The organism is Gammaproteobacteria bacterium (assembly GCA_029884425.1).
In the GTDB taxonomy this organism is placed as follows: domain Bacteria; phylum Pseudomonadota; class Gammaproteobacteria; order S012-40; family S012-40; genus JAOUHV01.
This window is the reverse complement of record JAOUHV010000063.1, coordinates 1-14,972: the sequence shown is the minus strand read 5'-3', so window position 1 is coordinate 14,972 and position 14,972 is coordinate 1. Positions and strand designations below refer to the sequence as shown.

Below are 14,972 nucleotides of genomic sequence, written 5' to 3'. Positions count from 1 at the left end.
TGAATTTGAGCAACGTAAATTCATCCGCTTTGGCAATGGTGTTGAAACCACCTATGAATACGACCCACAGCGTCGTTATTTGGAACATCTGCAAAGCGCGGGCAAATACGGCACCTTCCAGAACCTGAGCTACAGCTTCGACAAGGTGGGCAACATCCTGTCGCGCGTCAACGATGTGAATCCTGTTAACGGCGTCGGCGGCAAGAGCACGCAAAACTATCACTACGACAGCCTGTATCGACTCACGCAGGCCACTGGCAGCTACACCCAGGGTGATGGTGACGATCGATACAGTCTGCACATGCGTTATGACGGTATCCACAATATCGTCAACAAAGCACAAGTGCATGCCCGCACCGGTACCGACGGCGTAGAGAGCCTGATCAAAGGCACCAGTTACAACTGGGATTATAGCTACGACAGCAACAAACCGCACGCGGCCACGCTGATTGGTGAGCGTTCGTTCCAATACGATGCCAACGGCAACCAGTTGGGTTGGAAAGATCTCAGCGGCAGCAAACAGGCCGGTGATCGTCGCATCTTCTGGGATGATGAAAACCGCATCCAGCGTATCAACGATCCTAAATACACCAGCCTGTTTGCCTATGATGATCAGGGCCAGCGTGTGGTCAAATACGTTAAAAACAACAGCGCCAATACCGCCAAGACCACGTTCTACGTCAACCAATATTATCAATTAACCAACGATGTCTTGGTGACCAAACACGTGTTCATCGGCAGCTCGCGCATGCTGACCAAACATCATGGTGGCTCTATCGTGTTCCGCACCAAGGCTCGCAGTACGCGCAGCTATGACGGCAGACCGAAGAGCAATATTCCCGGCAACTACAAAGCCGAACAGAAAAAAGAAACAGGTAACGCCGGCAATGGCAAATCGGCCAGCGCACCGGGCTACATCAAAAAACAGGAACGCGCAGATCGTCGCAATCCCAACGCCAACAATGGCAATGGCAACGACAAGAAAAACGATCGCGCCAAGGAAAACGCCAACAACGATAAAGGCAATGGCAAATTTGCTGACGGCCAACATCCGGGTCAGGGCATCTATAATCGCAGTGATCGAGCCAACGAAGTGGCGCAGAATGTGGCGAAGAACAGACACCTGCAACACCTAGTTACCGATCCGGATTCTCCCTGGTATGGCGATGGTCAGATCAATGGTGACGACACCACCGATGGCAGCAACTGCAACCAGATCAACGCCGGCTGTACCGCTGGTCAGACCGAGATTGATCAGTACACTGGTGAAGAAGTGGTGGTCATCGGCCCTGCGGATGATCAGTTCTTCTACTATCATCCAGATCACTTGGGCAGCACGGCCTACATCACCGATCAAAATGGGGATCTGAAAGAACACCTGGAATACTTCCCCTTCGGTGAAACCTGGGTGCAAGAGGGTGGCAGCAAGAAAACGCCATACTTATACACAAGTAAGGAGTTTGATTCGGAGACTGGGTTGTATTACTACGGGGCGAGATACTACGATCCTAGAACGAGTGTGTGGAGTAGTCTGGATCCGATTTTGGAGAAGTATTTGCCAACAGGTGATGTTGAAAAGGATAAAAATCTTCCAGGTATCGGTGGTATCTATAATTCACGAAATCTAGGAATGTACGGATATGCTGCGGTCAATCCCGTTCGATATTCAGATCCAGATGGTAATATTATATGGGGTGCAATAATTGGCGCGGGTGTTGAAATAGCCTCACAGTTAGCAACTAATAACGGAGAAATAAAAGACAGAAACGCGATATATGTAGCTGCGGCTGTTGGTCTTGTAACTGGTGGAGTGGGCGGCAGACTTGCAACCAATGCTGCGAAAGGCGCAATAACCTCCTGGCAAGCAGTGGCGGGGACAGCGGCAACTTCTGGGATAAGCAGCGGTGCAGGTTCTGCTGCAACAGACAAATTAAATGGAAAAGAGGTGGATAAGGATAAAGCGGCGGTTTCCGCAGGATTTGGTTTGCTTGGTGGTTTCATAGGAGGAAAGACTGCAAATTCTACTACGGCTAAACTCGAAGAATTGAGTGCCAAAGGTGGATTATCTTCTCATGTGGCAGATACGACGAATAGCGCTATGATCGGAAAATCAGCTGAAAAAAGGACATCTGGAGGACAAGCTTTAGGTGAAGCTGTTCCTCAATTTGGTCTTTCATTAACTCAGAAAAAAATAGAAGATGTGTTGGAATAGGAAGGGATTCATGTCGGCTAAAAAAATTATTCGAACGAGGTTGTTTGTAAGGCTTGAAGCACAATACTTGGTTGCTGCGTTGATTGCTGGGGTTATTGGGTATTTAGCATATGGGCTAGAGGAGGGATTAGTCTTTTTTGGTTTATTTTTTATAGTGATGCAGCCATTCTTATTTATTGAATATCTAAATAGACGTTAAAGGAGAAATAGGGTCGGAAACAGGGGGGGCAGAGAAGCGAGGGCAGACCTTCATCGATGCCATCTACTACTTTGCTGACGGCCAACATCCGGGTCAGGGCATCTATAATCGCAGTGATCGAGCCAACGAAGTGGCGCAGAATGTGGCGAAGAACAAACACCTGCAACACCTAGTCACCGATCCGGATTCTCCCTGGTATGGCGATGGTCAGATCAATGGTGATGACAGCGGCGATGGAAAGAATTGTGACACCATCAACGCCGGTTGTACCGCTGGTCAGACCGAGATTGATCAGTACACTGGTGAAGAAGTGGTGGTCATCGGCCCAGCGGATGATCAGTTGTTCTACTACCATCCTGATCACTTGGGCAGCACGGCCTACATCACCGATCAGAATGGCGATCTGAAAGAACACTTGGAATATTTCCCCTTCGGTGAAACCTGGGTGCAAGAGGGTGGCAGCAAGAAAACGCCTTATCTGTACACCAGTAAAGAGTTTGATTCAGAGACGGGGTTGTATTACTACGGGGCGAGATACTACGATCCGAGAACGAGTGTGTGGGTGAGTGCGGATCCGATTTTGGAGAAGTATTTGCCTAATGTGAGTGATATGCGTGAAGCTCAGGAAAGGGGTACATCATATAGTCCTGAAAAGAAATTAATAGGAATGGGTGGTGTGTATAATGCACTAAATATGAATTTATACCATTATTCAGGGCTAAATCCTGTTAAGTACTCTGATCCGGATGGAAATGCGACAACAGTCATTACCGTGACTGACAAAAAAGGGATGGATCACTCTGCAATTCATGTAGATAATCCAGCCGGTAACAACGGAAAAGGTGAGCCAAAATTGTATGATCCAGCAGGTTCATTCTATACGGCAAAAGACCCGGATGATGTTGCTTCAAACGATGCAGCAAATCTACAGGATTACATTGATGCTTATACATCAGAAGGCATGGATGTAACGACACAGACTTTTGACACGACACCAGAGCAAGAGTCAGATATAGCAGGAAAAATGCATCAGAGTGGAAAAGGATCACCTGGAGCATGCACTATCAATGTTTGCAGTACAATAAGGGGAACAGGTCCATTTAAGGATCTTGAGATTAATATTACACCTGAGCAGCTCAAGGCTGAGTTAAGTGATTTACAGCCAGTAACTGAAGTTCATCCTGGTTCTGAGGGTGAGAATTAATGCCAATTAAACTCTATTGAGAAATGGAAACGAAAATGAACACTTCATTAAGAGGGGTTGTTTACATTGGGTTTATGTTGTCAGTGGTTTTATTGGGGCTGTATGAAAAGTTAGATCAGTGGCCATATTATTTCTGGATGGATGGTGAATATAGTCCATCATATATATTGATATTTATTGGGATTATTGGTGTGTGGGTATTGTTAAGATGGAATATATTAAATAATAGTTATTTGAAATTTTTTGTTCTTTCCATTCTGGTTAGTTGTGCTTCATCAATTATGGCATACATTGGCAGCGTTTTATGGGTTTCAGGTTATTCACCTTTATTTAAAAACTACCCTGAAATGTTAGTTGTGTTAGTTTGGTATCCGATTTTTGAGTTGTCATCCTGGTTTTCTGGTGTTTTTATATCTTTGGTGGTTATTGTGATTCATAAGTTATTCAGAAAATATACAGATAAAACCAGATCCAACCCTTAAGCAAGAAACGGGGTCAGGCTTTACATTTGACATTTTATAGCAGCGCCTCTAAATAAACGAAATAGGGGACACCCGCAAAAAGATTGACACCAGTTTACTCAATCGTTAGGTTTAAAAGACTCATCAGGAAGGTGGTAAAACAAATCGACAAGGAGGTGTTCGATGACCTGCGCTCGTTCAGAACAAGTCTCATTAGATACCACACCCTATTACCACTGTGTGTGTCGCTGTGTTCGCTATGTCGTACCAATGGCAAACAATGGGTAAAAGGCGTTGCGACAAGCCGGGAGTGGTTTCATTGATAATCGTTCATTGAAATCGAAGGGTTTAAATGATGGGTGTCCTTTAGCACGTACTGATGTAATAGATAAATCAGAAAAAGAATTACAAGGTCTGAAAGACTTGCCTGTGCCGGAAGATAGTCGTGATAAATGGGGAAGAGAAAGAGAAGGCAAAGGTGGTGCTGCAGGCCGCGACAAAAAATTTGACGATTTAACTGGAAACAAAATAAATGACAATGTAAAAGAATTGCCGGGTGGAAAAACAGCTGTTAAACATGGAAGCACCTCTAGAGACGGTGACCCATCAATTACTATACAAGATTCTAATAAAGTCCCAGAGATTAAGGTTCGCTATCCAGATACAAAGGCAGAGGATTGATAGGTGAATAATAAATGTATCTATAATTGGCCAAAAAAAGATGAGGCGATATTGTCTTGTTTTAAGGAATGTTATAATCATGTATTTGTCGCATTTCCGCCTTTTTTAAAAATGGATGGAGATAGGGGGGCAATTACTTTTTGGGAAAAAGACATAGTTAGTATGCATGGAGAACTATTAAATTGGTCAGAAGTTGAAAATCTTATTGGAATTGAAAGTGCTTCGAATATTAACGAAGCAATGCTATTTTCTTTCAAATATAAGGAAAAAGAAGAATACAGAATTAACTTCGAAAAACTAATGAAGTATTGTGGCGAGAACAACATCTATTGGCCTGAAGAAGCGAGAATTGATCCATTTGTCGCATGCGCTGTTATGTGTGCATTAAGTGGGGAAGGATACAAAAGTGTTGTTTTCGATTTTCACGCTCTTAAAGAATATGTGGAAATTAATGAGTACATGACTCCAGCGACACTTCCTGTGTCTAAACAATTCTATCCCATGCATTTATACACACCAGATGGTTTTTTTTTAATGACATCAAACCATGACTATTATTACTATTTAATTGCTTCGAGAGATTTTGAATTGTTGGAGAAGGTCATTAATGAAGGAAGGATAGAGGGTTTTTTTGTGAATGAGGGTGACATGCCAAATTGGCACGTTGATGATTCTAGAGTTATTAAATTCTCATAAATATGTGAGGATATTTGAGGATATTTGAGGATATTTGGGGTCAGAGTAAAAACTCAAAAAATGCCCTATACTCCAAAACACAATAGGACAACACTTGTCAAGGAAGATAGATGGCTCGATTACCTAGATTTTGCTTACCCGGCATTCCTCAACATATCATTCAACGAGGAAACAACCGGCAGGCTTGTTTTGCTTGTGATGAAAACTTTGCTGCTTACGTAGGTTGGTTAGAGGAATATTCCAGAAAATATCACGTAAACATCCATGCTTGGGTGTTCATGACTAATCACGTCCATCTTTTGGTGACGCCTAGTGATGAGAGCGGTGTCTCGAATATGATGCAGTCTCTAGGCCGTATGTATGTCAGGTATTTTAATCGAGCCTATCGGCGAACAGGCACGTTATGGGAAGGGCGCTATAAATCTTCCATAGTAGATGCAGAAAATTATTTACTGACCTGTATGCGTTATATTGAACTTAACCCAGTGCGAGCGGGAATGGTGAATTCTCCTGAAGAATATACTTGGTCAAGTTATCACGCAAATGGGTTGGGAAAGGTTATAAAGTTGTGCACACCCCATTTAATATATAAGCGTTTAGGGCGAACGGTTCAAACACGCACAGAGAGCTATCGTGATCTATTTCGCTATCATTTAGAGCCAGGCTTGGTTGGACAAATCCGAATTTCCCTGAATCAGGGGATGGTATTAGGGAATGAGAGATTTAAGGAGGAAGTTGAGCAGTTATCTGGTCGAAGAACATCTGTCTTGAAGCCAGGGCCTAAACCAAGGAAGTTGAAGGAGTTTTTACTCTGACCCCAAATATGAAAGAATGGGCCAAGGACACGCTCGTGGGTAGCCCGGCAGAGCAAGTGCTGCAAACCAGCTATGCCTACGATGCCATGAAGCAAATCACCCAAGTGAAAGATGCCATGGGTAATATCACCCAGGTGGCCTATGACAACCTCGGTCGCCGTATATCCATCAACAACCCCGACATGGGCTTGGTCACCATGGAATATGACTTGGCAGGTAATATGATTCACAAAACCACCGCCAACCTGGACCTAAAGAGCCAGAAGATTAACTACACCTATGAGTTTGGCCGACTCAAATCCATAGTGTATCCAAACCATGTGGGCGATATTCAAGGCTGTACCGTGGCGGTAGCCGACAGCGCAGAAAACTGTGTCAAAGCCAGCAATGATGTGAGTTATGAATACGGCGCTCCTGGCGCTAACCACAACCGTGCAGGCCGTATCACCAAAGTAATCTACCAAGCCGGCAACGAAGAACGTTTCTACGGCAAACTGGGTGAAATGGTCAAAGAAATAGACACCATCAACTTTGATCCTTCGCAGCACTTCACCGCTGAAATTTTTGTGACGCGTTACCACTATGATAGCTGGGGCCGTATGAAGCAGCTTACCTATCCTGATGGGGATAAGACTATCTATCACTACGACGTGGGCGGTCAGGTGAACCGTGTCACCGGTGAAAAAGGTGGCGTGCAACACACCTTCATCGAAACCATCCAATATGATGAATTTGAGCAACGTAAATTCATCCGCTTTGGCAATGGTGTTGAAACCACCTATGAATACGACCCACAGCGTCGTTATTTGGAACATCTGCAAAGCACGTAGGTCCGATTAGCGTAGCGTAATCGGACGCATGTAAGTAGAAAAAGTTTCGCAAACAAGGATAAGTAACGGGAGCATGTTCAATAACCAGCGCGTTCAAAATTGGCCACATTCAACGTTTTGTTGTTATGTAGAGAGACGAGTGTATTCTAGCGATTGGTGTGGCGAGGTAGAGTTGGTGGGGATGAATAACATACGTCCGATTACGCTACGCTAATCGGACCTACTTAACTGAAAATCAGTAACGATATTGTGAGTATGAGGCTATAGATGGATTGTAATAGTATTGGTTTTAGTGAGAAAGATTATTGGGAAGCGTTTGGGAGGCCGCAGGCTTTACTGTTTTGTGCAGGAATGTGTATTGGATTTTTCGAAACCATGTGGGTTTCTGTGGGTGTGGGACTGATGATGTTTTATTATTTATTAGTGAGAAATGATCCAGCATATTTATATGTACTACGTAATGCAGAGTGGAGAAAAGTTACATTGGCAATGATGTTTATGGTGGGGTTGATTTCTTCACTATTTACTTTATTTGGTTATGAAAAGAAGAGTTCATTGTTTATTGGCGTTATTGTAGTGCTTGTGCTTGCAGCAATTGAGCGCTATCTGGCAAAAATATTCTCAAATAAACTTTTTAGAAACTCATAGAGATTGAAAGTTGGAGAAATGAGTCGAGCTAGATTATTTATTAAACTTGAATTGCAATACTTTGCTGGAGCCTTGTTTGGTGGAGCGATTGGGTATCTCGCATATGGTGTTGATGCCGGGCTGTATTTTTTTGGTTTGTTTTTTGTGTTGATGCAGCCATTATTAATTAATGAATATTTTAAAAAAAGGTAAAGTAACGGATATTTGGGGTCAGCTTGTAGCTCCGATTAGCGTTAGCGTAATCGGAGGAACTGATTGATATTTTTGGGTAGAGTAAAAACTCACAGTTCGAATCACCAAAGTAATCTGCCAAGCTGGTAACGAAGAACGGCAACCAGTTGGGTTGGAAAGACCTCAGCGGCAGCAAGCAGGCCGGCGATCGTCGCATCTTCTTGGATGAAGAAAACCGCATCCAGCGTATCAACGATCCTAAATACACCAGCCTGTTTGCCTATGATGATCAAGGCCAACGTGTGGTCAAATACGTTAAGAACAACAGCGCCAATACCAGCGGTGTTGGGTGCTTGAACGCGATAAACTGCTTGGCAGCCAAGATGCGGGAAGTTAAACGGACAATATCGGTCTGATGGAACTGGCCGGCGGCAAGTTGCGCCGCCGGCCACGGAAAAGGGCCTAGGTGTATTCCCCGGGCATATCGGTCTTTTTGACGGTTACCCGGCCAACTTTCTTGCCGGATATGCGCAACAACTCGTCGCCGGAAAACTCATAACCGTGTCTGAGGGCGATGCGGGCAACATCATCCGCCGTAGCCATTCCCAGCACTTCGTCTTTAAGTGCCTGGTCGGCCTGCATTTTTCTCAAAAACGCCTCAAGTTGATCCAAAGCCATACTACAAGTTCCTGTTTTCGTCAGTCGTTGGCCCATTAGACAGGAAAACCGCGACAGCTTTCAAGCAAACTCCGGGGTTTTTTCAGCGTTTGCCCCGACAGGGGGCGGGTGAAATGCGGCAGGCTACGAACTAGCCGCTGAAAAAAATCACGCCGGTGCCGTTGTCGTTGACGATGTCTGCACCGTGATTGAGTGACAAATCCTGCAGGTGTTGCACCACTGCATCGGCAGCGGCACCGTCCAGAATTCGCGATTGAAACAGCACTTCAGTGTTGCGGACCTTGATGGGCCACAGGCGTAGTTGCGCGAGCTTTTCGCCTTTGAAATACGCCTGGGCGATCACACTGGTATCAACCTTTTGGCTGTAGGAGCCAAACGCAAAATTACCCAGGCTGTACAAAATTACGCCGTGTTTGTATGGCTCGATGGCTTGCAGAATGTGCGGGTGATGACCAATCACCACGCTGGCGCCGGCATCAATGGCGGCACGGCCTATCTCGGTTTGATAGGGGCGCAGTTCGGTGGTGGATTCCCGTCCCCAGTGCATCGACACCATCACGATGTCTGCTGATTTGCGGGCGATGCGGATGTCTTCGATGATTTTGGCTTTGTCACCAAACGCGACGCCGGCGTATTTGTCGGTGGCCCAGAAGGTTTCGGGATAGGTGAGCGAATACGCCAAAAATGCAATATTGCGATTGCCAACCCGCTCGAATTTCACGGTTCGCGCCTGACCTAGATCCAGGCCGGCGCCCACATGGTTGATGTCGACTTTATCCAGCGCCTGCATGGTCTGAACCAAGCCGGCGACGCCGTAATCCAGCGCGTGATTGTTGGCCAGCGAAACGATATCAAACCCGGCGTACTTGAGCGCTGCAGCGGATTCGTCGGGCTGGGATTTGAAACTGTAGGTCTTTTCGCCGTCGGTCAGCCCCCAGGTGGCCAGTGGGCCTTCCAGATTGCCGAACACCAGCGATGAACGGCGCAGCAGTTGACGGGTTTCTTCAAAGGCGTGGTTGTAGCCGTTTTTCTGATAAATCTCGGTGGCGGTTCCGCCCAGCATAATGTCGCCGACCATGCTGATTTTGATGTCTGCGCCCAGCACCTGGTCCTTGGCGTCTTGCAGCTTCAGGCGATTTTGCACTGAGTCAGACAGGGCAGCCGAGGGGCGGGGAGAAAACGATACGCAGGACTGCATGGCCAATGCGGTGCCCAACAGGAGGGCTCCCGAACAACACAACAGCACACGCAAGGGTTTCATAACGCCGGACTCCAGAGATGGCAAATCGCATTTTTTGATTTCTTCCTCCTGTTACGGCGTCGCCGGGGCAAAATTTACCTGTCGACCGCTGTCGTTTGCACAAAAATGCCACACTGAGACTTGGTCCACAAAATCCATGCAAACGTCAGGGAATGGTGGGCCGGAAGGTGATGCCCGCCAGCCAAAAAGATAGACCGAATTCGGTGGTCGTGGCGAAATTTTAACCGGTTACTTTTCCCACGATAGGGCCGGGCCTCCTACGGATAAACTCGGTTATTGCGCCGAAATGGACACGGACATTCCTTGTTATTGTCTTTAAGTGACAACTTTGTTGCGTTTCGTCCTTGGCGATCTAAATTCAACCTAGGTGCTTCATCAATGTTCAGCTGGCTGTGCTGCGAGCTGAATGCACTTGTTGAAATTTTCTCAACCAAAAAGGAATCATCATGACCACCGAAGATCTAGCATGCGCCCCGGCTAAAACAGCGAACAAAATCGTTGAAATGGGAGGCGGATTTCAGCGAATGGAGTCACGCGGACAAGTGGACATTGACGAGAGTACGCGTGTCATTAAGTTGTCAGGCAAAGGCACGGTCAATCTTTTTCCCGACAAGGCGTTTGAGGACGCGAAAGCCTTCACCGTCGAGGCGGTGTTTACTCCCAATCGTCTGAAAAAAACACAGTGCCTGCTGGATTCGCCCAATCCGCCGGTGCGCATTGAGTTAAAACCCGATGGCACGCTGACTGGATCACTGCACACCGCGCAAGGATGGCAGACCATTGATTCCGGCGAACGAAAAGTGGTTGCCAAGGAGACGGTCTCGATTCGGTTTGTGCGCAAAGAAAACGGCGACGCGGTGCTGGAAATTAACGATAGGCACGCAGCGTCGGCCAACATCAGTGGCACGCTGGTGCCGCTGGGGCGACAGGGCATTACCATCGGCGGTGAAAGCAATGGCAAACAGAATTTGTTTTCCGGCACGGTGGGCGGCGTGGGCATTCGCCGTGGTGCGGTGGACGCGGCCACTATTGATGGCTATAAGGCCAAAGAGCTTCGTCTGGCAGGTTCTCTGCGCGAGCATTTGAAATTTGGCGGCAGGCTGGAAGTGTTTGTCGATCCCGGCACGGTGGATCAGCGCTTCAATCAGATCAAGGCGATTTTGCGCGCGGCTGGGGTGAGCGACTTGTCGACCTTGTCGACGCTGACCATTAATCGTCCCACCCAGATTATGCCCAACCAGATCATGATCGCTCCACCCAAGTCGCGGATCAGTTCGGTGAACTGGGGCGAGGTGGCCAAGGTGATCGCCAATGTCAGCGCCGACAAGGCGGTGCAGTTGACGGCCAGCGCCTTGCCTAATCGCAACAGCAAGCTGACGCTGCAGAAATTGACGGCGGCGAACAGTGTCGAGCTGAAATCAACCACCGCGCGCAGCGCACAAAACCTGGCGGATTTTTCGCAGAAGGCGACTGCAGAATTGATCCAGCGCGTCATGACACCCAGTGCGACCACAGATAAGTTGGCCGACAGCATCAGCGCTCGCAAACTGTCGAGCAATATTGCTGACGTGCTCAACAAACCGCTGATCGGCGAAATGCTCAAACCTGCGACGGGCATTGAGATTCGTGACGCCAAACTGCTGGACAAGTTTGACGATGACAATCCCGACGACTGGCCCTCGTTTGCCAATCCGCCGATGTTTTTGCGCTCCATCACCACCATTCCGGTGGATTCCTCGGTGATCATTGCCGGGCGACTGGATTTGACCAATCAGCGGCTGATGATCAGTCACAACGTCAAAACCCTGTACATCATCGCCGAGGAAATTGTCGGCGACACCAACGCGTCGATCACCTGGGCGCGTCCTGGTGGCAGCACGCCGCCACGTCTGGCGGACCCTGACAAGAACGGTCGCTCCTACAGCGGCGTTCATACCCCCAGCAACAGTCGCAATGGTTTGCGCGGTGGCGATGGTCTGGACGGCGAACCGGGCTTTGCCGCAGCGAATGGCATTGATGCGCCCGATCTGGAGGTGTGGGTGAAGCATCTCACCGCTATGCCGGACATTGATTTGAATGGCGAGAATGGCATCAAGGGTGGTCGAGGCCAGGTGGGCGGTCGCGGCGGCAATGGTGCCAAGGGCCAGCCTGGGGAGTGGTGGTGGTTTTTTGGGGTGCAGTGCTGGAAAGGCCCGGGGCATGGCGGCAATGGCGGTGACGGTGGCCGTGGTGGTCGTGGCGGGCCTGGCGGTGACGGCGGTCGTGGTGGTGATATTGCTATCGGTGTGTTGCAGGGGACCTTGGCCAACACGGTGCAGGCGCGGGCATTCAGAATTAAAAATCAGGGCGGTCAGGTCGGTCGCGGTGGTGATGGTGGCGCAGGTGGCATGGGCGGTGCCGGTGGCGCGCATGGCAATGACATCAAGGATGGACAGGTGGTGTGTGGCACAGGGGTAAACGGTACCCGAGGCGCGCAAGGCCAGCCCGGTCCGGTGGGTGGCGATGGTCGGTTGGGTGCGGATGGCAGTCTGCGGTTTTTTGAATTTTCCGAAGAGAGTTGGAACGAACAGCTCACCCGTCCTTGGTTGTACGAGTTGACGCCCACCCAGGCATTCCCCGGCGATAACGTGACCGTGACTGGGACGCGCTTTGCGGACACCGACAGGGTGATGGTGGGCGGCGTCAGTCGGCCCATCACCATCAATGCCGATGAAAGCATCACCTTCAACTTGCCAGCGACCACCGGCGGCGGCGAAAAAGATTTGTACGTGCGCCGATTCGACGGTGTGGAAAGCAATCATTTGCGGTTGTGGGTCAAGCCGCGACTGGACATGTTGCCCAGTGCCATTGCACCGGGCAGCGAAGTGACCATCAGCGGCAGGGCGTTTGTCAGCGGAGCCAAGGTGCTCTACAACGGTTCGCTGACTGACGCGACGTTTGTGTCATCAACCACGCTGCGTTTTCAGGTGCCGGGCACAGGCGGTGTGGCGGTAGCAGAAACCGGCGTTCGCATCGCCGTGCGCAATCCTGATGGCATGGAGAGCAATGAGCGCATTGCCACCGTGCCGCGCACACTCGATTGTGGTTTCAGAATCGGTGTGCATGATTTGCCGTTTGATAATTTTGCGGTGGGTAGTCCGTCGTGGGGAACGTTCGAGCAAACCTTCGGCGCATTTGAAGTTTGGCACGAATTGATGGACCCGATATTTGGTCATCCGATACTGACTGCCGCGTTTTATGGGTTCTACAACTACTTTTTGCGCGGAAAGGATAACGGTGGCTTGGCGACCGGCTTCTGCACGTCCATGTCGGCGTTGGTGCTGGATGAGTACTACACCGGCAGCACCGACACCCACACACGTTACAGTTTGAATGCGCCCACCCGCGAGCGATTGACGGCAATTCACGGTCGTTTGCTCAGTCGCGAAAGTCTGCTGGATTTTCATGATCAGGGACGTTTGGGCACGGCCAATGTAGCCACGGTGTTCCGCCGCATTGAGGCCAGTCTGCGCGATGGCGCGGATCGGAACTCTGCCTTGATGTTGTTCTTTGTGCCGGCGGGTGAAATCTGGGATGAAGGCTATTTCGACATGCTCAGCGACAGTCACTGCATCGTGCCGATTCGCATGGTGTATCCAGTGGGACATGATGGCAGCAGCATCGCCGGCGTAACATTGTTTTGCTGGGATTGTAATCACCCAGTCGAAGAAGGCGCGGCAGTAGCACACAATTGCCGATTGGAATTCCGCAATGTGGGCGGCGAAATTCGCTTTACCTATTTTGATGGCACCAGCACAGCGCGCTTCACCAGTGAAGACGGCATCACTTTGGCCAGTATGAGCAACGGCAAATATTTATTGTCTGATCACGATTTGCCATTCAGCGGTCCTTTGGGTGTGACACGGTTTGTGCTGGACTTCCTGTTGTCACCGGCGGATTTGTTGGCAGTCGATGGCTCTGGTCGTCAGACCGGATTGGTCGCGGGCAATATTCTGTCGGAAATTCCGGATTCGCATCCGGCGTATCTGGCGAAAAATTTATACATGCTGCCTGCCGATCAGGCGCTGACGCGTCGCATCACCGGCAACGGTGTTGGCAATTACGCCTATCACAGCGTTTCGCCTAATGGCACGTCGTTCAGTCTGGAAAATGTGGCGACCACGCCCGGTGAAACCGATGTGCTGGCAGTAAACGCAGACGCATCGCAGATTCGTTTCACACCGGGAGCGAGCAAACATTTCCGCTTTAATCTGGCGCGTGAAGTGGGTGGTCAAATGCGGGCGATTGCGGTGGATGGGGTGGCTGCCAGTGCCACCGCAGCGATGGACATGACCATCAGCCCGGACTTGTCAGTGGTGCGCGTTGGCAATCAGGAGGCACTAACCAACGTCAATGTGCGAGTCAGTGTTTATCAGAAAGATTCAGGTGCCAACACCACGCTGGATCGTAACAGTGTCAGCTTGCCAACAAATCACGATTTGATGGTGACAGTGACTGACTGGGACGATTTGGCTTTGACGGTGCGTGCCTTGCCATTTAACTAACCGCTGTTTGTGGTGAAAAACAAAAACCAGGATCACTGAAGTGGTCCTGGTTTTTTTTGAGCGAAACAATTTTGTTGGCCGATTAGCGGCAGGATTTTTTGATGGATAGGTTTGGTTGGGAGATATTTATCCGGAAGTGATAGCACTCCAGATTCGATGAGTGCAGCGTAATCGGTCGAGAGCTAAAGCTGTTGCGAACGTATCTCGTTCGTGCGATTACGCTGCGCTAATTGCACCTACATGAAATGGTTTTAATCGGAGTTACGAGTTGCGCCGGTCACTGGGTTAGGCATAGGAATTGGTGGCTTGATCGATATTTTGGGGGAAGAACAAACTGAGTGATGAAAAAATATAATGTGTGGCAAGCCCTCCCGCACCTCGGTCTTCCAGGCTGCAGGTTTTTCCCATTTACGGGGAATCAGAATAAAACGTGATTGATTGGCGAGGTACTGTTCATAATTCTGTGTCATTTCTTTAAACTACACCAAAAAGAGATGAAACATGACCCACAAAATTCAATTCGACATGGACGCAGCCATCCAGGCCTTGCGTGAAGGAAAAGACCTGGGCGG

At 48.9% G+C, this 14,972-nt stretch carries 14 protein-coding genes; 12 read left to right on the top strand and 2 right to left on the bottom strand.

Translation table 11 applies throughout. The features are described from left to right. The 11 genes from OEW58_12940 to OEW58_12890 all read left to right on the top strand — a co-directional run. The coding region (locus OEW58_12940) for an RHS repeat-associated core domain-containing protein (protein ID MDH5302257.1) at nt 1-2,212 on the top strand (2,212 nt) is incomplete at its 5' end. A gap of 10 nt (nt 2,213-2,222) precedes the next feature. Continuing rightward, complete coding sequence (locus tag OEW58_12935; protein ID MDH5302256.1) at nt 2,223-2,411, top strand: hypothetical protein; 189 nt, start codon at nt 2,223-2,225, stop codon at nt 2,409-2,411. Between the two features lie 142 nt (nt 2,412-2,553). Next, on the top strand, nt 2,554-3,615 hold the full coding sequence (locus tag OEW58_12930; GenBank protein ID MDH5302255.1) for a hypothetical protein: 1,062 nt from the start codon (nt 2,554-2,556) through the stop codon (nt 3,613-3,615). A gap of 35 nt (nt 3,616-3,650) precedes the next feature. Continuing rightward, entirely contained in the window at nt 3,651-4,097 is a 447-nt protein-coding gene (locus OEW58_12925) for a hypothetical protein (protein ID MDH5302254.1), read from the top strand. A 312-nt stretch (nt 4,098-4,409) separates the two neighbouring features. After that, complete coding sequence (locus OEW58_12920; GenBank protein ID MDH5302253.1) at nt 4,410-4,757, top strand: hypothetical protein; 348 nt, start codon at nt 4,410-4,412, stop codon at nt 4,755-4,757. Between the two features lie 3 nt (nt 4,758-4,760). Next, on the top strand, nt 4,761-5,453 hold the full coding sequence (locus tag OEW58_12915) for a hypothetical protein (protein MDH5302252.1): 693 nt from the start codon (nt 4,761-4,763) through the stop codon (nt 5,451-5,453). A gap of 110 nt (nt 5,454-5,563) precedes the next feature. Further along, complete coding sequence (locus tag OEW58_12910; GenBank protein MDH5302251.1) at nt 5,564-6,268, top strand: transposase; 705 nt, start codon at nt 5,564-5,566, stop codon at nt 6,266-6,268. Nucleotides 6,269-6,303: 35 nt separating this feature from the next. Then, a complete protein-coding gene (locus OEW58_12905) occupies nt 6,304-7,098 on the top strand; it encodes a hypothetical protein (protein MDH5302250.1) in 795 nt (264 codons plus the stop codon). Between the two features lie 267 nt (nt 7,099-7,365). Then, nucleotides 7,366-7,746: a hypothetical protein gene (locus OEW58_12900; GenBank protein ID MDH5302249.1), complete on the top strand. Its 381-nt coding sequence runs from the start codon at nt 7,366-7,368 to the stop codon at nt 7,744-7,746. 3 nt (nt 7,747-7,749) lie between these two features. Continuing rightward, the gene (locus tag OEW58_12895; protein MDH5302248.1) at nt 7,750-7,938 is read left to right on the top strand and encodes a hypothetical protein; all 189 of its coding nucleotides are present in this window, start codon (nt 7,750-7,752) and stop codon (nt 7,936-7,938) included. Between the two features lie 146 nt (nt 7,939-8,084). Further along, nucleotides 8,085-8,333: a hypothetical protein gene (locus OEW58_12890; GenBank protein MDH5302247.1), complete on the top strand. Its 249-nt coding sequence runs from the start codon at nt 8,085-8,087 to the stop codon at nt 8,331-8,333. A gap of 46 nt (nt 8,334-8,379) precedes the next feature. Here the strand turns inward: OEW58_12890 and OEW58_12885 are convergent, their stop codons facing one another. Continuing rightward, nucleotides 8,380-8,595, bottom strand: a complete 216-nt coding sequence (locus tag OEW58_12885; GenBank protein ID MDH5302246.1) for a Nif11-like leader peptide family natural product precursor — start codon at nt 8,593-8,595, stop codon at nt 8,380-8,382. 130 nt (nt 8,596-8,725) lie between these two features. Next, on the bottom strand, nt 8,726-9,856 hold the full coding sequence (locus OEW58_12880; protein MDH5302245.1) for a CapA family protein: 1,131 nt from the start codon (nt 9,854-9,856) through the stop codon (nt 8,726-8,728). A 446-nt stretch (nt 9,857-10,302) separates the two neighbouring features. Here OEW58_12880 and OEW58_12875 point away from each other — a divergent pair, with 446 nt between their 5' ends. Further along, on the top strand, nt 10,303-14,400 hold the full coding sequence (locus OEW58_12875; GenBank protein MDH5302244.1) for an IPT/TIG domain-containing protein: 4,098 nt from the start codon (nt 10,303-10,305) through the stop codon (nt 14,398-14,400). Nucleotides 14,401-14,972 lie beyond the last annotated feature (572 nt).